General features: G+C 62.7%; 14 protein-coding genes. 7 read left to right on the plus strand and 7 right to left on the minus strand.

Annotated features, from left to right (window positions below; translation table 11 throughout):
* Positions 1–31: 31 nt before the first annotated feature.
* From FZF13_RS23280 to hflX, 3 genes are all read left to right on the plus strand, one after another.
* Positions 32–895: a D-amino-acid transaminase gene (locus tag FZF13_RS23280; protein ID WP_024924046.1), complete on the plus strand. Its 864-nt coding sequence runs from the start codon at positions 32–34 to the stop codon at positions 893–895.
* 144 nt (positions 896–1,039) lie between these two features.
* Positions 1,040–1,285 (plus strand): RNA chaperone Hfq, encoded by a 246-nt coding sequence (hfq, locus tag FZF13_RS23285; protein WP_018428055.1) that lies wholly within the window; start codon positions 1,040–1,042, stop codon positions 1,283–1,285.
* Positions 1,286–2,674 carry a GTPase HflX gene (hflX, locus tag FZF13_RS23290; RefSeq protein ID WP_024924045.1) on the plus strand — a complete coding sequence of 463 codons (1,389 nt, stop codon included), beginning with the start codon at positions 1,286–1,288 and terminating at the stop codon, positions 2,672–2,674.
* A gap of 41 nt (positions 2,675–2,715) precedes the next feature.
* On the opposite strand, the gene mazG is transcribed toward hflX, so the two are convergent.
* Together mazG and FZF13_RS23300 are read right to left on the minus strand one after the other, a co-directional pair.
* Positions 2,716–3,540, minus strand: a complete 825-nt coding sequence (mazG, locus tag FZF13_RS23295) for a nucleoside triphosphate pyrophosphohydrolase (RefSeq protein ID WP_024924044.1) — start codon at positions 3,538–3,540, stop codon at positions 2,716–2,718.
* Positions 3,541–3,631: 91 nt separating this feature from the next.
* Positions 3,632–4,816, minus strand: a complete 1,185-nt coding sequence (locus tag FZF13_RS23300) for an amino acid aminotransferase (RefSeq protein WP_024924043.1) — start codon at positions 4,814–4,816, stop codon at positions 3,632–3,634.
* 276 nt (positions 4,817–5,092) lie between these two features.
* Here FZF13_RS23300 and FZF13_RS29050 point away from each other — a divergent pair, with 276 nt between their 5' ends.
* Positions 5,093–5,245 (plus strand): hypothetical protein, encoded by a 153-nt coding sequence (locus tag FZF13_RS29050; protein ID WP_161773096.1) that lies wholly within the window; start codon positions 5,093–5,095, stop codon positions 5,243–5,245.
* A gap of 86 nt (positions 5,246–5,331) precedes the next feature.
* Positions 5,332–6,261: an LLM class flavin-dependent oxidoreductase gene (locus FZF13_RS23305; protein WP_024924042.1), complete on the plus strand. Its 930-nt coding sequence runs from the start codon at positions 5,332–5,334 to the stop codon at positions 6,259–6,261.
* A gap of 62 nt (positions 6,262–6,323) precedes the next feature.
* Here the strand turns inward: FZF13_RS23305 and FZF13_RS23310 are convergent, their stop codons facing one another.
* Complete coding sequence (locus FZF13_RS23310; RefSeq protein ID WP_024924041.1) at positions 6,324–7,694, minus strand: FAD/NAD(P)-binding protein; 1,371 nt, start codon at positions 7,692–7,694, stop codon at positions 6,324–6,326.
* A 273-nt stretch (positions 7,695–7,967) separates the two neighbouring features.
* Between FZF13_RS23310 and FZF13_RS23315 the strand changes: the two genes are divergently transcribed.
* Positions 7,968–8,720, plus strand: a complete 753-nt coding sequence (locus tag FZF13_RS23315) for an SDR family oxidoreductase (RefSeq protein WP_024924040.1) — start codon at positions 7,968–7,970, stop codon at positions 8,718–8,720.
* Between the two features lie 59 nt (positions 8,721–8,779).
* Here the strand turns inward: FZF13_RS23315 and ampC are convergent, their stop codons facing one another.
* Positions 8,780–9,967: a class C beta-lactamase gene (ampC, locus tag FZF13_RS23320; protein ID WP_024924039.1), complete on the minus strand. Its 1,188-nt coding sequence runs from the start codon at positions 9,965–9,967 to the stop codon at positions 8,780–8,782.
* Positions 9,968–10,180: 213 nt separating this feature from the next.
* Between ampC and FZF13_RS23325 the strand changes: the two genes are divergently transcribed.
* Entirely contained in the window at positions 10,181–11,056 is an 876-nt protein-coding gene (locus FZF13_RS23325; protein ID WP_024924038.1) for a LysR family transcriptional regulator, read from the plus strand.
* A gap of 40 nt (positions 11,057–11,096) precedes the next feature.
* On the opposite strand, the gene FZF13_RS23330 is transcribed toward FZF13_RS23325, so the two are convergent.
* Genes FZF13_RS23330 through FZF13_RS23340 form a run of 3 tightly spaced genes read right to left on the minus strand, consistent with a single transcriptional unit; the run spans position 11,097 to position 18,792 of the window.
* Positions 11,097–14,363, minus strand: coding sequence for an efflux RND transporter permease subunit (locus FZF13_RS23330; RefSeq protein WP_024924037.1), 3,267 nt, complete (start codon positions 14,361–14,363; stop codon positions 11,097–11,099).
* Positions 14,360–17,476 (minus strand): MdtB/MuxB family multidrug efflux RND transporter permease subunit, encoded by a 3,117-nt coding sequence (locus tag FZF13_RS23335; protein ID WP_024924036.1) that lies wholly within the window; start codon positions 17,474–17,476, stop codon positions 14,360–14,362. The genes FZF13_RS23330 and FZF13_RS23335 overlap by 4 nt, the downstream gene beginning before the upstream one ends.
* Positions 17,473–18,792 carry an efflux RND transporter periplasmic adaptor subunit gene (locus FZF13_RS23340; RefSeq protein WP_024924035.1) on the minus strand — a complete coding sequence of 440 codons (1,320 nt, stop codon included), beginning with the start codon at positions 18,790–18,792 and terminating at the stop codon, positions 17,473–17,475. The genes FZF13_RS23335 and FZF13_RS23340 overlap by 4 nt, the downstream gene beginning before the upstream one ends.
* Between the last annotated feature and the right edge of the window lie 22 nt (positions 18,793–18,814).

Raw genomic sequence — 18,814 nt, forward strand, 5'->3', positions numbered from 1 at the left:
TAAGAAAGCCTAATATTTCAGAGGGTTCGCCATGCCGCGCATTGCCTATGTCAACGGACGCTATGTCGCGCACCGTGACGCCGCCGTGCATATTGAGGATCGCGGTTATCAGTTCGCAGACGGCGTCTACGAGGTGTGCGAGGTCGCGCGCGGCTTCATCGTCGACATGACCCGTCATCTTGAGCGCCTCGACAGGTCGTTGCGGGAACTGGCCATGGCATGGCCGGTCGACCGCAAGGCGCTGGCGATTATCGTTCGCGAAGTGGTACGCCGCAATCGCGTGGTCAACGGGCTGGTTTATCTGCAGGTGACGCGCGGCGTCGCTCCGCGCGATCACGTCTTCCCCTCGCCGGATACACCGTCCTCGCTGGTGGTGACGGCGAAGCGGGTCGATCCCGCCGCATCCGCCAGGAAGGCCGAGTCCGGCGTGAAGGTGATCACGGTTCCGGAGAACCGCTGGGAGCGCGTCGACATCAAGACCATTGGGCTGCTGCCCAACGTCCTGGCCAAGCAGAAAGCCAAGGAGGCCGGCGCGCAGGAGGCCTGGTTTGTCGATCCCGATGGTACCGTCAAGGAAGGCGGCTCGACCAACGCATGGATCGTGACCCGGGACGGCGCGCTGGTAACGCGGCCGGCCGACACGGGAATCCTGCGCGGCATCACCCGCACGACGATCTTCGACGTCGCAGCCAAGCTTGGCCTGCGAATCGAGGAACGGGCGTTCACGGTCGATGAGGCGAAAACGGCGCGCGAAGCCTTTGTCAGTTCGGCAACCCTGATCGCCATGCCGGTTGTAGCCATCGACGGTCAGGCCGTTGCCAACGGCCACCCTGGATCGGTAACACTTTCGTTGAGACAAGCGTTTTTTGACGTTGCGGAAAAAAGTCCGGCCTGATAACCGGCACAACAGGAATGGACATCAATATATCTCGTTCTACTTGTCGTTGTTGACGACAAGCATGTCTGCAAGCTTGACATACGCCGAGTATTTTGGCGCATTGGCATGCATACCGAAGGGGATCGGCGAAAGATAAGAACAATGGCAGAGCGTTCGCAAAATCTTCAGGACCTATTCCTGAACTCGGTGCGCAAGAGCAAGAACCCACTGACGATCTTCCTCATCAACGGAGTGAAGTTGACCGGGGTCGTGACCTCGTTCGACAATTTCTGCGTATTGCTGCGGCGTGACGGGCATTCCCAGCTCGTTTACAAACATGCCATTTCCACGATCATGCCGAGCCAACCGGTTCAGATGTTCGATGGTGAGGAAAGCCAAGGCGGCTAATTGACCAAGCAAGGTGACGCGGGCCGCAAAGGCCGCGGACAATCAACAGACGTTAAGGGCGAGGGCGGCGACAAAGCCACCCGCGCCCTCGTCATTGTGCCCGTGCTGCCGAATCATCCCAGGCAGGAGGACGACAGCGGCCGGGTGCGACTGGCACGGTCGCCCGAGGCGCGGCTCGATGAAGCCGTCGGCCTGACCCGCGCCATCGATCTCGATCCAGTCCAGACTTCAATCACCATTGTCGCGGAACCGCGACCGGCGACCCTGCTCGGCTCGGGCAAGGTTTCTGAACTGGCAGAGGCGGTCAAGGACAAGCACGCGGAACTGGCCATCATCGACCATCCGCTCACTCCGGTGCAGCAGCGCAATCTGGAGAAGGAATTGAACGTCAAGGTGTTGGACCGCACCGGTCTCATCCTTGAGATTTTCGGCGAGCGCGCCCGCACCAAGGAAGGCACGCTGCAGGTCGAACTCGCACATCTCAACTACCAGAAGGGCCGGCTGGTGCGCAGCTGGACCCACCTTGAGCGCCAGCGTGGCGGCGCCGGTTTTCTGGGCGGCCCGGGCGAAACGCAGATCGAGGCCGACCGCCGTGCCCTGCAAGAGAAGATCATCCGGCTGAAGCGTGAATTGGAGACGGTGCGGCGCACGCGCGATCTGCATCGGGCCAAACGCAAGAAGGTGCCTTTTCCCGTGGTTGCCATCGTCGGCTACACCAATGCCGGCAAGTCGACCCTGTTCAACCTGTTGACGGGGGCGGGGGTGTTGGCAGAGGACATGTTGTTCGCGACGCTCGATCCCACGCTGCGCCGTGTACGGCTGCCGCATGGCACACCGGTAATTCTGTCTGACACGGTCGGCTTCATCTCCGATCTGCCGACACATCTGGTGGCGGCCTTCCGAGCGACGTTGGAAGAGGTGGTGGAGGCCGATCTTGTAATTCACTTGCGCGATATTTCGGACCCGGACACTGCCGCGCAGGCCGAGGATGTGGAACGCATCCTGGCCGATCTTGGTGTGGATGCCGCCAACACCGACCGTGTCGTCGAGGTCTGGAACAAGATCGACCTGCTAGACGAAGGCAATCGCGACCGCCTGCTGGCGGAGAGCGCCGACGGCAGGCGTCCGCCGGTTGCCATTTCCGCGGTGACGGGCGAAGGCATCGATGCACTTAAGTCGCTGATCGAGACCCGCGTGTCGGGTGAATTGCAGCGGGTCGAAGTCACCTTGCAGCCGGCACAGCTTGGGCTGGTCGACTGGCTCTATCGCAACGGCGACGTTGTTGCGCGCACCGACAACGAGGACGGCAGCGTTTTACTTTCGCTGATGGCGACGGAAAGCGCGCGGGAAGAGATCGAAGGTCGCCTGCATCGCCGGATCCAAGGCTAGCTTGCGCTCGCTATAGCCATTTCGCCAGGATTAGTCGTCGTTTAGGGCTCGCTCTTGGCTTTCTGCCAGAGCGCTTCCATTTCATCCAATGTCGCCTGCTCCAGGCTGCCGCCTGACTGGTCCAGCGTCCGTTCCACATAGTGAAAGCGTTTGCGGAATTTATCGTTGGTGCCGGCGAGCGCGGCCTCCGAATCGACCTTGAGATGACGGCCGAGATTGACGACGGCGAACAGCATGTCGCCGAATTCGTCCTTGATCGAGGCGGTGTCGCCCTTGGCAAGTGCTTCGCGCAGTTCGGCGACCTCTTCCTCGATCTTGTCGAGGATCGGAGCGGCCTCGCTCCAATCGAAACCGACACGGGCCGCTTTCTCCTGCAGCTTCAACGCCCGGGTGAGAGCGGGCAGGGCGACCGGCACGGAATCCAGGAACCCGTTGCCATGATCCTCGGGGTCCTGCCCGCGCTCCAGTCGGGCGGCGCGACGCTCCGCCTTCTCCTCGGCCTTGATCTTTTCCCACATGCCCTTGGCCATGCCGGCATCGCGCGCCTCTTGGTCGCCGAAGACGTGCGGGTGGCGGCGGATCATCTTCCTGGTGATGGCTTCGACCACATCGCCGAAAGCAAATTCACCTTCTTCGTCAGCCATTTGCGCGTGATAGACAACCTGAAGCAGGAGGTCGCCGAGTTCCTCGCGCAGGTTGTCCATGTCGTCGCGGGCGATGGCATCCGCCACCTCGTAGGCTTCCTCGATCGTGTAAGGCGCGATGGTAGAAAAGGTCTGCTCGACATCCCACGGGCAGCCGGTGACCGGCGCGCGCAGCGCCGCCATGATTTCGATGAGGCGGGAGATGTCCTTGGAGGGCTTCATGGCCGGATGCTAGCCCGCGCTCGGCAAAACGGCCAATGCCGGTATGTGGCATTGGCCGTTTGTCCACAGTCTGGCTGACTGTCGCGGCAGCCTAGTCGAGCACTGAAACGATCGCCTTGGCGAGCTTGTCCAGCCCATCCTCAGGTAGACCCGCTACGTTGATGCGGCTGTCACCAACCATATAGACGCCGTGTTCGGCCCGGAGCCGCTCAACCTGGTCTTCGCGCAGGCCGAGGCGCGAGAACATGCCGCGATGCTCGGCGATGAAGTCGAAGCGATCGGAATTGGACTGGCGGCGCAACGCCTCGGCGAAGGCGACGCGCAGTCGCAGCATGCGCTGGCGCATTTCCTCAAGCTCGGCTTCCCAATCGGCTCGCAGGTCCTTGTCTTCGAGGACGATACGGACCGCCGCCGCACCGTGATCCGGCGGCATGGAATAGAGCGTGCGGGCTGCGGCCAGCATGTGGCCTTGGGCCATGTCAGCTTCCGGGCCAGTCCTGCCCATGATCATCGCCGCGCCAACGCGGTCGCGATAGACGGCAAAGTTCTTGGAACAGCTGGCCGCGACCAGCATTTCCGGCACCTTGCCCGCGACGATGCGCAGACCGGCTGCATCGGCCTCAAGGCCTTCGCCAAACCCCTGGTAAGCGATGTCGACGAAAGGCAGCAGGCCGCGCGCTACCAGCAGGTCCGCCACTTCGGCCCATTGAGCCGCTGTCAGATTGGCGCCGGTCGGGTTGTGGCAGCACCCGTGCAAAAGCACGGCATCGCCGCTCTTGGCTTCCTTCAACGCCGCCAGCATGGCGTCGAAGCGCACGGTGCCGCTTTCCGCATCGAAATAGGGGTATTCCCGGACAGTCAGGCCGGCGCCGCGCATCATGGGGATGTGGTTCGGCCAGGTCGGGTTGGAAATCCACACCACGGCATCCGGCCTGGTGCGCTTGAGAAGCTCGGCCGCCAGGCGCAGCGCACCGGAGCCGCCCGGCGCTTGCGCGGAGCGAATGCGTGTGACGTCGGCGCTCTTACCGAATACGAGATCCGCCATTGCGGCGTTGAAAGCAAGGTCGCCGGCCAGACCGAGATAGGTCTTGGTGTCCTGCGTCTCCAGCAGGCGCTTTTCAGCCGCGCGTACGGCGCGCATCACCACGGTCTTGCCCGCGCGGTCCTTGTAGACGCCGACGCCGAGATCGACTTTGTCGGTGCGCGGGTCCGCGCGATAAAGGCCGATCAGGGCCAGGATCTTGTCTGTCGGCGCGGGCTGCAAGTCTTCGAACATCGGAGCGGGTTCCATCGTATAGCGCCGCCGGGCGGGCGCGGCGCTGTGATACGAAAAATGCCCGGGTATCGCCAGAGTTTTTGCATTGGCCGCCAAAGCGAACGGCCAGAAAGGACGATGCGGATATTGGAGCGCGCCTAACCGCGCCGCATGGCAATTTCGCGGAACAAAGTTCGAAGCCGTCGAGGCATCTGAGAAAGCCATGCTATCGCTTCGTCAAAAATAGCAATCGACAAAATCTACTGAGTTTATAGACTAAAGGAAATGGAGGACGCTGTGGCGCATTTCCAAATCCAGACCGCCGGTCGCAAGACCCGCAAGAATAGCAGCCCAGCAGCGCCGGCTCTTGCAGGTGCGTTCGCGCCTTATGCGGTGTTCGCCATATCCTTCCTCTTTGCCGGCGCCTTTGTCCTCGGCCTCGTGCACTGAGGCTCTCGCCAGGCAGCCTGCAAGCGTCTGGCGTTTTGTAGGAGTTGAATCACCCGCCTGTCAGCCACAACAAGGGAGAAGTTGTGATGAGCGTCGTGTTCACTTTCGTGCCCCCCAATAACACTGAACCACTGTCCAACACCGGCGATGCTCGCGTCCGGAGCGGCGATGTAGCGCCGGCGCTCGCCTGGAATGCGGGCTTCCGGTCCTGGCAACTCGAAGAACGGGGCGCGCCACTCGCAGAGCTCGATGAGGCCGTTGCGGCTCGCTTCAAATCGCTGCAACTCGTCGTCACGCATGGGGCCGGAGAACTGGATCCTGTGACGGCCGCGCGTCGCGTGGTTGCCTTGCAAGCACTGAGCGACGGCCGCATCTCGTTGCGCGTACCTGCTCGAGGCTTCGCAGACACTGAGTGGCAACCCAGCCACATCGCATTCTGGCGGCGTACGGACGAGTATCTGATGCTGTTGAAGCGGCTGTGGGCGAATGAAAGGCCGATCGACCATGAGGGGCCGTTCTACAGCGTTGCCGGCGGCTTCGTGCCGCGCAAGCAGCCTCCGAGCGTCCATGTGCCGATCCGCATGAGTGGGCTTTCCGGAACAGCGCTGAACGTTGCCGGCAAGCATGCCGACGTCTTTGAACTGACAGCCGGTTCTCCGGACGAGGCGCGGCTATTGGCAGGCCGGGTCCGCGCGGCGGCGGCAAGGCACGGTCGGCAAGGCAAGGTTCGCTTCGCATTGCCTGTTCATTGGGTTGCAGACGATGCACACGCCAATGCCGGTTTCGCAGACCTGCCTCGGTTGCCGGCGCAGGCAGCACTTTCGCTGCTTGGCTTCATCGATGCGGGCGTATCCGAGTTCATGGTTGCGGGCATCGAGACCACGGCCGATCTCGATGCGTTCGGCCATGTCGCGTCCTTCGTGCGGAACTCGCTGGCACGGCGGGACGCAGCTTGGGCCGCAAGCTCAGCCGTCGCGGCCGGCCGTTTCGATCTGGTTCAAAGATACGGCTTCTGACGCTTCGGGCAACAGATGGAGGGGCGCGGTCTATACGGATCGCGCCGCTTCCGTTTCTGCAATCAGCGAAAGCCCGGCGCGCTTTGCTGCGTCAATCTTCCCGCCAGCCTTGCCGTCTGGTTGCGGATATCGGGGACGGCGTCGATCTCGAAGAATGTGCCGCGCGTCAGCGGGCCGACAGCGAACAGCCGGTCGGAAACCGAGCCGCTTGCGTCGATCACCGCACAGTCCGGCGTGACGTCGAGACCGAGGCGCAACGGGTCAGGGCGTGCCAGGCCGCGATCAGTCAGCGAGCGGATGACGGCAATCGAACCGGTCGACACGTCCTTCACGATGCCGGTGCAGTCATAGACACGACCGACATGCAGTGTTTCCGTTTCGCGCGAGCGGCGCGGCAAGAGCCGCACCTTGCGTCCATGATCACCGTCCGGCTGCGTATCGAGGACGCGCGCTGCAAGGAGCCTTAACCGGCCGGAACGCACAGCTTCGCTCACCTTCGCATGGATCTGCGGCGCCATGCGGTGGCGGTGGATATCCCACCAGGCCTTGGTGTGTTCGAGAAAGCGGCGTTTGGCGGTAGCAGGCCAATTCTGCCAGATGCGCTGGTTGAACGGCCTCAGCCCATCGACGACGTCGCGCCAGTTGCCGCCGGCTTTTTCGGTCTCGCGCACCAGTTTGTGGAACCAGTCCACGAAATAGGAGAGCTCAGTACCAAGTGGGATGTCGGCGCTGTCGAGCTTGATCGGGTTGCCCTTCTGGTGCGGCCAGGGCAGCAGCCCGCGTCGCGATACGGCAACGACTTCGCCCTTGTGTCCACGATGCTGGAGCGTGAGCCACGCGTCGGCCATGCTGAGGCCGGTTCCGAGCACAAGCACCCGGGCGTCAGGGTCCAGTGGCGTATCTTCGGCCGAGCCGACACGGAGCGCGAAATTCTGGTCCGTGGCCGGCGCCTCGTCGTGACCGGTGGCGAGCACGACGACATGACCGACCAGGCTGGTGCCGTCGGCCAGCCGTGCCTCGACGCCGCCCTGCGTGGTGGCGACACCGATGCATTCCTGCTTCACCAGCCGCAGGCGGCCGGTAGCGCTTTCGCGTTCGACGCAAGTGGCCAGAACATGCTCGAGATAACGCCCATAGATGCCGCGTGGCGTGTAGACCGGCCCGGCATTGGCCGCGACGAGCCGGTTTTCCACGAGCCAGCGCCAGTAGTGGCCAGGATCATCGGGAAACGCGCTCATATTGGTGGCGGCGACGTTCAGGAGATGGTCGGGCAAGATGGTGGAATAGGCCATGCCCTTGCCGAAACTGTCGCGACGCTCGACCAGCGTGACACGCAAACCCGGATCGGTCGAACGCAACAGATGTGCTGTGAGAATGACGCCACTGGCGCCACCGCCAATGATGATGACGGAATTGCGCGAACGCTCGATCATCGTCGCTCCTCCCTTAAGTCCATAAGGATAGTGAACTTAAGGACGAATGCGCGAAATGGAATGCTGAAATTCTGACATTGCGTAACAATCGAATGCGCATTCGGAACGGCACGATGGAATGGTGTTGCTCGGTATGGCCGGTTGGCGGATGTCCATTCGTGTCCTTTCGCGGGGCCGGTCTGCGTTGGACGGATTCCGTTCCCGGCAGGTCTCGCAAAATATACCGATGGCGCCTATGTCCGCTTCACTCGATGATTGTGGGAGGTTCGTTTGGTGGGACGGTTTGCAGGGAAGCTGGTCGTTATCACCGGTGCGGGAAGGGGGCTGGGTGCGGCTCTTGCCATATCGCTGGCGGAACTCGAAGCCCGTCTCGTTTTGTGCGGTCGCAACGAACAAGCGCTGGCCGATATCGCGTCGATCATCGTGGAACGCACTGGAAATGCACCAACCTGTATTGCCGTCGACCTGGCTGATGTAGGCAGTGTGACTGAGGCAAGCCGGGCGATTTTAGCTTCCAACCCGACAGTCGACGTTCTGGTCAACAATGGCGCGATGTGGCTGGAGGGGCGGAAAGAGCCCTATACGGCCGATGAAGTCGCAGGCGTGGTCAACGCCGCGATTACCGGCACGTTCCTGTTCACGCAGGCGCTTCTGCCCGGGCTGGAGCGTTCGGAAAGCCCCGACATCGTTACGATCGGGTCGATCAGCGGCCTACTCAACGCGTCGTTGCATACGGTCTCGGTGCCATTCTATGCCGCCAAGCATGGCCAGTCAGCGATTGCCGAAGGATTGAAGCAGATGCTGGTCGGCTCGCCAGTTCGCTCGATCACGATCCATCCGCCCTATCTGGACGATATTTTGCCAACCGATCCCGAATGGGAGGAGGTGGCGCATCGCGCCAAAGGCGGGCGCGGCACCAACCGCGATGTCGTCGAGGCTGTGATCTTCGCGCTGACGCGCCCGCGGCATGTCACCTTGTCGATGGTGTTGGACACGGACAATGGTGGCCAATATGCCGCGCCGTGACGGCGACAAGGTTGGTGCCTTGCCGCCGTTGCCTGTTTCGGATCAGAAATGGTGACGCGTCAGCGGGCGTTCAGCAGACCCGGCTGTTTTTCGATGGCCGTGATGATCTGATATGCAGCCTTGACCCGGATCGGGTTGGGATAGCTTTTGTTGGCCAGCATGACGATGCCGATCTTTTCCGCCGGAACGAAAACGGCGTAGGCACCAAAGCCGTTGGTGGAGCCGGTCTTGTTGATCAGCACGTCATCTCCCGCCTCTTGCGGCGGAACCAGTCTTTCCACCTTGTGTGGCTTGAGAGCCATGTCCGATGAATTGCCGGCAAGCAGCACGTCGAGTGTCGTCGGATAAGAATAGGTCTCCCATCCCAGGCCCTGGGTGGTGTTGTCGACTTTGTAATATCCGGTGTGGGTGGCGACGATCGCGCCTTTCATCGCGGCATCGAGGCTGGAACTGTCCATGTTCAGTTCCAGATACCGCGCCATATCCGTCGAGGTCGTCTTGACGCCATAGGCTTCCGAACCGAACGGACCTGACGAGACTCGGATCGGCTTGTCGGCCTTCGAATAGCCGAAAGCATAATCGGCCATGCGGGATTCAGGGACCTTGATGAAGGTGCTCGTCAGGCCGAACGCGGGGAAAAGCTTCTGCTCCATCAGATCAGCGAAAGGCTTGCCCATGCTCTTGGCGGCCAATTCTCCGAAGAGGCCGATGCTCGGGTTGGAGTACTGGCGGTAGGTGCCGGCAGCATAGTCCGGCCGCCAGCTCTTGAAGAAGGCGACAATTCCATCCTGACCCTTCACGCTGTCCGGAAACTGCAGGGGCAGGCCGCCGGCGGCATAGGTGCCGAGATCAAGCAGACTGACCTTCTCGAGCGCGCTGCCAGCCAAGGCCGGCATGTATTTGACCGCTGGATCCGATAGAGCCATCGTACCGGTTTGCTGCGCATAGGCGGCAAGCGTGGCGGTGAAGGTCTTGCTGATCGAACCGATCTCGAAAATGGTGTTTTCAGTGACCTTCTGGCCGCTTTCCTTCGATGCCACGCCGTAGTTGAAGAAGTAGCGCTTGCCCTTGATGGTAACGGCAACGGCCATGCCGAGAACGTCGTTTTCCTTCATGACCGGTTCGATCGCCTTGGCGACGATGCGGCCGAGTTGACCTTGTTCGCTTTCCGCCGCCTGCGCATTCGCGCCGAGCGCGAGCCAGGCAAAAGCAACAGACCCAAGCCTCGAAAAGGTAATATTTCTCATGGCAGCTACAGCATCCTCGTGGTTGTGCGATCCGCGGCGCCTGGGAGGGCTGCGGTCGTTGATCGCTTTTGTATGTCCAAAGACCCGCATATCGAAATCCGGGCTGTAATTTGAAGCAGGGAAGCCGATCGGGTGAAGCTGGTATAGGTGGCCTGTACGCATCGAACAAACGACGATATCTAGCGCCAGCCATTAGAATAATTTGGGTGTTCCGTGGTTCGACCTCATCTTCCCCTCAACGCGCTGCGGGCATTCGAAGCTTCGGCGCGGCACCTTAGCTTCACCAAGGCGGCGATCGAGCTGTGCGTGACGCAGGCCGCCGTCAGCCATCACGTAAAGAGCCTCGAAGGCCAATTGAACGTCATCCTGTTCAACCGGCTGCCTCGCGGCCTGATGCTGACGCCGGAAGGCGAAACGTTGCTGCCGGCGCTGCGCGAGGCGTTCGACCGCATCGCCGGAACGCTGGAACGTTTCGAGGGTGGCCACTATCGCGAGGTGTTGCGCGTCGGTGCGGTGGCGACGTTGGCGGTCGGCTGGCTGTTGCCGCGCCTCGCCGATTTCCAGGCGCGGCATCCTTTCATCGATCTGCGTCTTTCCACGAACAACAACCGTGTCGACATCGCCGCCGAGGGGCTGGACTACGCGATCCGCTTCGGGGCAGGGGCATGGCATGGTGTCGAGGCGGTCCGACTGCTGGAGGCACCACTTTCGGCGCTATGCGTTCCCAGCATCGCGGAGCAGCTCCACACGCCGGCCGACGTTTCCAGGCACACGCTGCTGCGTTCCTACCGCGCCGACGAGTGGCCGCAATGGCTGGCCGCGGCCGGCGCGCCGGCTAACATGCCGGTGCCGAAGAGCATCGTCTTCGATTCCTCGCTCGCCATGATGGAAGCGGCCTTCCAGGGTGCCGGCATTGCCTTGGCGCCGCCGCTGATGTTTTCCCGCCACCTCTTGGCCGACGCCATTCGGCAGCCCTTCTCCGTTGCCGTGACCATGGGGAGTTATTGGCTGACTCGCCTGCAGTCGCGCGCCGAAACGCCGGCAATGGTGGCTTTCCATGACTGGCTGGTGGAGGCAGCGAACGCCTGATGGGTTCGACCTGCTCGACACATCTTCTCGCTGCCTGAGATCAGCTCGGAATTGGCGCGGCCCCGCGCTTTCGGCGCGAGCCAAGCGCCCACAAGCGGAACCGATCGAGATAAATGTAGATGACCGGCGTCGTATAAAGGGTGAGCATTTGGCTGAGGATCAAGCCGCCGACGATCGCAACGCCGAGCGGCTGTCTGAGCTCGCTGCCTTCGCCAAGGCCGATGGCAAGGGGGACCGCGCCGAGCAGGGCTGCCATGGTGGTCATCATGATGGGCCGGAAACGCAGAAGGCACGCCTGGGAGATGGCGTCGCGCGCCGACATGCCCTGCTTGCGCTCGGCGTCCAGCGCGAAGTCGATCATCATGATGGCGTTCTTCTTGACGATGCCGATCAGGAGGATCACGCCGATCATCGCCATGATCGAGAACTCGATGCCGAAGGCGCCAAGCGCCAGCAGCGCGCCGACACCCGCCGACGGCAAGGTCGACAGGATGGTGAGCGGGTGGACATAGCTCTCATAGAGCATGCCCAGCACCACATAGACCGCTAGCAGTGCTGCCAGGATCAGCATCGGTTCGTTCGCAAGCGATTGCTGGAAGACGTTGGCGGTACCCTGGAATCCACCGTGGATGGTTACCGGCATGCCGATACGGTCCTGGGCCGCGTTGATCGCGGCAATCGCTTCGCCCAGCGCGACGCCCGGCGCCAGGTTGAAGGAAATGGTGGTGGCGACGAACAATCCCTGGTGGTTCACCGACAGCGGCGTGTTGCCTGGGGCATAGCTGGCAACGGCCGATAGCGGCACCATGGTTTCCCGCGCCGTGCTGACGGCGGCCCCGGTCGAACTCGCCGTCTTGCCGACAGCGCCAATGGAATTGTTGGCCTGATTGACCGCGGCATCGGAAACCTGCGCCGACGCGGCGCTCTTCTGACCCGATACGAAGGTTCCAGCCACCGCGTTGGTCTTTTGCGAGCCGCTGACCGAACCGCCCGACTTGCTGATATAGACCTGCTTGAGCGTGTCGGGGTGCTGCCAGTATTCCGGCGCCACCTCCATGATGACGTGATACTGGTTGCGGGCCACATAGATGGTCGAGACCTGGCGCTGGCCGAAAGCATCGTAAAGCGTGCTGTCGATCTGGCTGACGGTGATACCCAGCCGCGCCGCCGTATCCCGGTCTATGGTGAGGTCGATGTCCAGCCCCTTGTTCTGCTGGTCGCTGTTGACGTCGGTGAGCTTGGGTTCGGTTTGCAGGGCTATCGTCAGCTTCTGCGCCCAATCGCGGATTTCATCGGCGTCGTCGCCCTGCAACGTGTATTGGAATTGGGCATTGGACTGGCGCCCGCCAGCGCGAATGTCCTGCACCGACTGCAGGAAGAGCGTGGCGCCGGGTACGACGGCGAGTTGCGTCCTCAAACGCGCGATGACCGCGTCAGCCGAAACGTTGCGTTCGGCCTGCGGCTTCAGCGCCACATACATGGCGCCCGAATTGGTCTGGCCTCCGCCTGTGAAGGCGACCGCGCTGGCGACCGCCGGATCGTTCTTCACGATCTCGGCGAAACGGTTGACCTTGTCAGACATCGACTGGAACGAAATAGACTGATCGGCTTGGACAGAACCGACCAGCAACCCCGTATCCTGCTGGGGGAAAAAGCCTTTCGGGATAATGACATAGAGGTAACCGTTGAGGCAGAGCGTGGCCAGAAGCAGCAGCATGATCAGCCGCGGATGCCCGAGCGTCCACGACAGCGTGCTGCGATAGAAGTTGAACATGGCCTCGAAGGCGGCTTCGCTTGCCCGGTAGAGGCGCCCGTGCGGACCGCGTTCTTCCTTGCGCAACAGCACCGAGCACATCATGGCCGTGGTGGTCAGCGAGACGACCAGCGAAATCAAGATCGCCGCCGAAAGGGTGACCGCGAATTCGCGAAACAGCCGCCCGATGATGCCGCCCATCAACAGGATCGGGATGAAGACGGCAATTAGCGAAACGCTCATCGACAGGACGGTGAAGCCGACCTCCTGCGTACCCTTGATCGCCGCCTGGACGGGAGACAGGCCTGCGGAGCGGTGCCGTGCGACGTTTTCAAGGACGACGACCGCATCGTCGACGACAAAGCCGGTCGCCACCGTCAGCGCCATCAGCGACAAATTGTCGAGACTGAAGCCAAGCAGATACATGACGCCCAGCGTGCCGACCAGCGAGACCGGGACCGCCACGACCGGTATCAGCGTGGCGCGTACGTCGCGCAAGAAGGCGAAGACGACCAGGATGACCAGGCCGAGCGCGATCATCAATGTGAGCTCGACCTCCTTCAGCGAGGCGCGGATCGTGTTGGATCGGTCGACGGCGACCGAAAGATCGATCGCCGGCGAGATCGACGCCTTCAGCGTCGGGATCAGATCCTTCACCCGGTCGACGGTATCGATGATGTTGGCGTTCGGCGACCTGGTCATGACGATGAGAACGGCCGGCTTGCCATTGGCCAGGCCGGAATTGCGGATATTCTCGACGGAATCGACGACCTCGCCGACATCGGTCAGCCTGACCGGGGCGCCGTTGCGGTAGGCGACGATGAGGGGACGATAGTCTTCCGCACGCAGGCTCTGATCGTTGGCATAGATCTGATACCGCTCCGGCCCGACGTCGATGGCTCCTTTCGGCGCATGCGCGTTGGCTGAGCTCAATGCTGCGCGCACGTCTTCCAGCCCGATGCCGTAATGATAGAGGGTCTGCGGCGTTAGTTCGACACGCACTGCTGGCAAAGAACTGCCCGCGACGTCGACCTCGCCGATGCCTTCGACCTGCGAAAGTTTCTGCGCCAGAACGGTGCTTGCGGTGTCGTAGATCTGGCCGCGCGTCAGCGTGTCGGAGGTCAGCGCCAGGACCAAGATCGGCGCGTCCGCCGGGTTGACCTTCCTGTAGGTCGGGTTGGAGCGAAGGCTGGCTGGCAGGTCCGCCCGAGCTGCGTTGATGGCGGCCTGCACGTCACGCGCGGCACCGTCGATGTCACGATCGAGACCGAATTGCAGCGTCACCCGCGTCGAGCCGACACTACTGGACGAGGTCATTTCATTGACGTCGGCGATTTCGCCGAGATGCCGTTCGAGCGGGCTCGCCACCGTGTTGGCCATCACCTGCGGACTGGCGCCAGGCATGGAGGCGCGCACGGAAATGACGGGATAGTCGACCTGCGGCAGTGGCGAGACCGGCAACAATGGAAAAGCCACCAGTCCCGTCGCGAACAGGCCGATAGTGAGCAGCATGGTCGCCACCGGACGCCGGATGAACGGGACTGACAGGTTCATGGCGCGAAGTCCGCGCCACGTCCCCGGGCTATTTCCGGGCCGGCGCCACGCAGGCGGGTCGCCAGCCGGTCGAACCACAGGTAGATGACCGGCGTCGTGAACAGAGTCAGCACCTGGCTGAACAGCAAGCCGCCGACGATGCTGACGCCGAGCGGATGGCGCAGTTCTGAACCGACACCGGTGCCGAGCATCAGCGGCAGTGCGCCAAGGACGGCGGCGACCGTGGTCATCAGGATCGGCCGGAAGCGCAGGAGACACGCCTGGAAGATGGCATCGCGCGGCGACTTGCCTTCGTTGCGTTGTGCGTCGAGCGCGAAGTCGATCATCATGATCGCGTTCTTCTTGACGATACCAATCAGCAGGATGATGCCGATCAGCGCAATGATGGTCAGGTCTTCGCCGGCGATCATCAGCGCAAGCAGTGCGCCGATGCCTGCGGATGGCAACGTCGAGAGAATGGTGATCGGGTGGATGAAACTCTCATAGAGAACGCCGAGCACGATATAGACCGTCACCACCGCCGCCAGGATCAGGAACAGCTCATTGCCAAGCGAGGCCTGGAAGGCACTGGCCGTGCCCTGGAAAGAGGCGGTCACGGACGCCGGCATGCCGATTTCGGCCTGCGCCTGCTGGATTGCGGCCACCGCGCCGCCGAGCGAAGCGCCCGGCGCAAGATTGAATGAAACGGTCGTCGCCGGGAACTGGCCCATATGTGTGATCTGGAGCGGCACCGTGTCGACCCGCATCTTGGCGAAGACCGACAGCGATATCGGGCCACCGCCGGTCGATGTCGGCACGTAGATCGACGAAAGCGATTTGAGGGACTGCTGCAGTTCGGGATCGGCCTCGAGGATGACTCGGTACTGGTTGGAGGCGGTGAAGATGGTCGAGACGATGCGCTGGCCGAAAGCATCGTAGAGCGCGTTGTCGACCGTGGCCGGCGTGACGCCGAAGCGGGCAGCCTGGTCGCGATCGATATCGACGAAGACGGCGAGACCACGATTAGAAAGATCGCTCGCAACGTCAGCCAGTTGCGGCAAGGTGTTTAGTTTGTCGATCAGCTTCGGCGTCCATTCGGCCAGCTCGCCGGCGCTCGCATCCTGGAGCACGAATTGATACTGCGTGCGGCTGACGGTGCCGTCGATCGTCAGATCCTGCACCGGCTGCATGTAGAGGGTGATGCCGGGCAGGGCGGCGGCTTCCTTTTTCAACCGGGCGATGACGGTCGAGATGTCAGCGGTGCGCTGCTCGTGCGATTTCAGATTGATCAGCATGCGGCCGACATTCAGCGTCGTGTTGGTGCCGTCGACGCCGATGAAGGAGGACAGGCTTTCCACGTCCTTGTCTTGCAGGATGACTGCGGCAAGCCGCTGTTGCTGGTCCGCCATCGCTGCATAGGATGTCGATTGCCGCGCCTCGGTGACGGCCTGGATCACGCCGGTATCCTGAACCGGAAAGAAGCCCTTCGGGATTTCGACATAGAGGATCGCGGTGGCCACCAGCGTGGCAAAGGTGACCGCGAGCGTCACTGCCTGCCGGTCGAGCACCCAGTTCAACATGCGACCATAGCCGCGGATCACCCATTCGAAGAAATCGTGGCTGGCGCGCTGGAAGGCGTTTTCGCGCACCTCAGAGATCGGTTGCAGCAGCCTGGCGCAGGCCATGGGCACGAGCGTCAGCGAGACCACCGCCGATATCAGGATGGTGGTGGCGAGGGTGACGGCGAATTCGCGGAACAGCCGCCCGACGACGTCGCTCATGAACAGCAGTGGGATCAGCACCGCGATCAGCGAAACGGTCAGCGAGATGATGGTGAAGCCGATCTGCTCGGAGCCCTTAAGCGCCGCTTGCAGCGGTGTGTCGCCTTCCTCGATGTAGCGCGAGATGTTCTCAATCACCACGATGGCATCATCAACGACGAAGCCGGTCGCCACTGTCAGTGCCATCAGCGACAGATTGTCGAGGCTGTAGCCGAACATGTACATGACGCCCAGCGTGCCTACGAGGGAGAGCGGTACCGACAGGCTGGGGATCAGCGTGGCGCGGGCGCTGCGCAGGAAAACGAAGATGACCAGCACGACCAGGACGATGGCCAGCGACAGCTCGTATTCGACATCGTGCACCGAGGCGCGGATGGTCGTGGTGCGGTCGGTGAGCACAGCGACGTCGACGGAATGCGGCAGCGAGGCTTGTAGCTGTGGCAGCAGCGCCTTGATGCGGTCAACCACGTCGATGACGTTGGCACCGGGCTGGCGCTGCACGTTGACGATGATCGCCGGCGTGGTGTTCATCCAGGCGGCGAGCTTGTTGTTCTCGGTGGCGTCCACCACGGCGCCGACATCGCTCAACCTTACGGGCGCGCCGTTCTTGTAGGCCACGATCAGCGACCTGTACTGATCGGCGCTCTGCAGCTGGTCGTTGGCGTTGACGGTGTAGGCGCGCGAAGGGCCGTCGAAATTGCCCTTGGGCTGGTTGACGTTCGCGCTGGCCAGCGTGGTGCGCAAATCGTCCATGTTGAGCCCGTAGGCGGCGAGCTTGCGCAGATCGGCCTGGACACGCACGGCCGGTCGCTGCCCACCCGACAACGAAACCAGGCCGACGCCGGGAAGCTGCGAGATTTTCTGCGCCAGACGCGTGTCGGCGAGCGCCTGCACGTCGCGCAGCGCCATGTTCGTCGAGGTGAGGCCGAGCGTCAGCACCGGCGCGTCGGCGGGGTTGACCTTGGCATAGATCGGCGGTGCCGGCAGATCGGCTGGCAGCAGATTGCCGGCCGCGTTGATGGCCGCCTGGACCTCCTGCTCGGCGACGTCGAGCGAAATGGCCAGGCTGAACTGCAGCGTGATCACCGAGGAACCGGCCGAGCTGATCGAATTCATCTGCTCCAGATTGGGGATCTGGCCAAGCTGCACCTCAAGCGGTGCAGTGATGGAAGAGGTCATCACGTCCGGGCTGGCGCCGGGATAGAAGGTCTGGACCTGGATGGTCGGGTAATCGACCTGGGGCAGGGCGGAAATCGGCAGGAAACGAAACGCCAGAATGCCCGACAGCATGATCGCGACCATCAGCAGCGATGTCGCGACCGGCCGCAGGATAAACGGGCGGGACGGATTCATGGCGATTGGCCGGTCTGGTTGCGCCGGTGTTTGCCGTCGCCGTGCTTGTGTGCTGAGGCATCCGGCTTGGCCGGGTCGCCTTGCTGCGGCGCGGGCGGCGTGGCTGCGACTGGTGGCGTCGCGGCATCATTGCCCGGTTGCGCCGCGTTGATCTTCATGCCGTCGCGCAACCTGTCGACGCCATCGACGACCACCGTCTCGCTGGCCTTCAAGCCGGAGAGTATCTGGGTTTTCTCGCCATTCATGGTGCCAAGCGTCACGGTGCGCACGGAAACCGTGCTGTCGGCGTTCACCACATAGACGAAGGTGCCCGGCGCGCCGCGCTGGACAGCGGCGGTCGGCGCGATGATGGCGTCGGCATGGGTGTCGACGAGAAGCCGGATGTTGACGAATTGGTTGGGGAAGAGGGCGTGGTCCTCGTTCGCGAAGGTCGCGCGCAACTTGATCGTGCCGGTCGTCGGGTCGATCGCGCTGTCGAAGGTTTCCAGTTGCCCGTCGCCCAGTTTGGCATTGCCGGTGCGGTCGAACGCGGTGACGGGCAGCGTGGCGCCCTGGCCGAGACGCCGGCGGATTGCCGAGAGCTGGTCCTCCGGCACGGTGAACAGCACGCTGATCGGCTGCAGCCGCGTGATGACCACGATGCCGTTGGCATCGCCGGGCGTTACGTAGTTGCCTTCGTCCACCAGGCGCAGGCCTGCACGGCCGTCGACCGGCGAGACGATGCTGGTGTTGGAGAGATTGACCTTGGCCGCCTGCACGGTTGCCAGGTCCGACGCCAGCGTGCCCTGATACTGCGTCACAAGGGCCGCCTGTGTGTCATAAGCCTGGCGCGTGGTGGCGCCGGTCTTGACCGTCGTTTCGGCTCGGGTCAGATCCAGTTTCGCGTTGTCCAGGAGGGCCTGGTCACGGGCCAGCTGGCCCACCGCCTGCCCGAGTGACGCCTCAAAGGAGCGCGAGTCGATCTTGGCGAGCAGGTCGCCTTTCTTGACATCCTGTCCTTCCTTGAAGGCGATCTGGACAAGCTGACCGGTGACCTGGGTACGCACCGTCACGGTGGCGAGCGATGTCACCGTGCCCAGGGCGTCGAGCGTGACGTCGACATTGCCGGTCGAGATCGTCGCGGTGCCGACGGCGGCGGGCGGCGCGGAGCGCCGGCTGAAACTGGGAGCCGGTTGCTGCGTCGGTTGCGACCGCTGCCACCACCAGTAGCCGCCGGACGCGATCACCGCCAGAACGACAAGCCATGCCAGCCAACTGCCCGATCGACGTTGCTCGGCAGCCTGCGCTTCCTTTGGAAGTTCCACACGCTGTTCCAAGGCCGCACTCTCCAGCGATTCG

It is taken from the genome of Mesorhizobium terrae (assembly GCF_008727715.1).
Classification (GTDB): domain Bacteria; phylum Pseudomonadota; class Alphaproteobacteria; order Rhizobiales; family Rhizobiaceae; genus Mesorhizobium; species Mesorhizobium terrae.

Coding starts and splice junctions, on each gene's coding strand:
- mazG (WP_024924044.1), bottom strand. CDS start 3,540: ATGAAGCCCTCCAAGGACATCTCCCGCCTCATCGAAATCATGGCGGCG.
- FZF13_RS23335 (WP_024924036.1), bottom strand. CDS start 17,476: ATGAATCCGTCCCGCCCGTTTATCCTGCGGCCGGTCGCGACATCGCTG.
- FZF13_RS23300 (WP_024924043.1), bottom strand. CDS start 4,816: ATGTTCGAAGACTTGCAGCCCGCGCCGACAGACAAGATCCTGGCCCTG.
- hfq (WP_018428055.1), top strand. CDS start 1,040: ATGGCAGAGCGTTCGCAAAATCTTCAGGACCTATTCCTGAACTCGGTG.
- FZF13_RS23330 (WP_024924037.1), bottom strand. CDS start 14,363: ATGAACCTGTCAGTCCCGTTCATCCGGCGTCCGGTGGCGACCATGCTG.
- ampC (WP_024924039.1), bottom strand. CDS start 9,967: ATGAGAAATATTACCTTTTCGAGGCTTGGGTCTGTTGCTTTTGCCTGG.
- FZF13_RS23310 (WP_024924041.1), bottom strand. CDS start 7,694: ATGATCGAGCGTTCGCGCAATTCCGTCATCATCATTGGCGGTGGCGCC.
- FZF13_RS23280 (WP_024924046.1), top strand. CDS start 32: ATGCCGCGCATTGCCTATGTCAACGGACGCTATGTCGCGCACCGTGAC.
- FZF13_RS23305 (WP_024924042.1), top strand. CDS start 5,332: ATGAGCGTCGTGTTCACTTTCGTGCCCCCCAATAACACTGAACCACTG.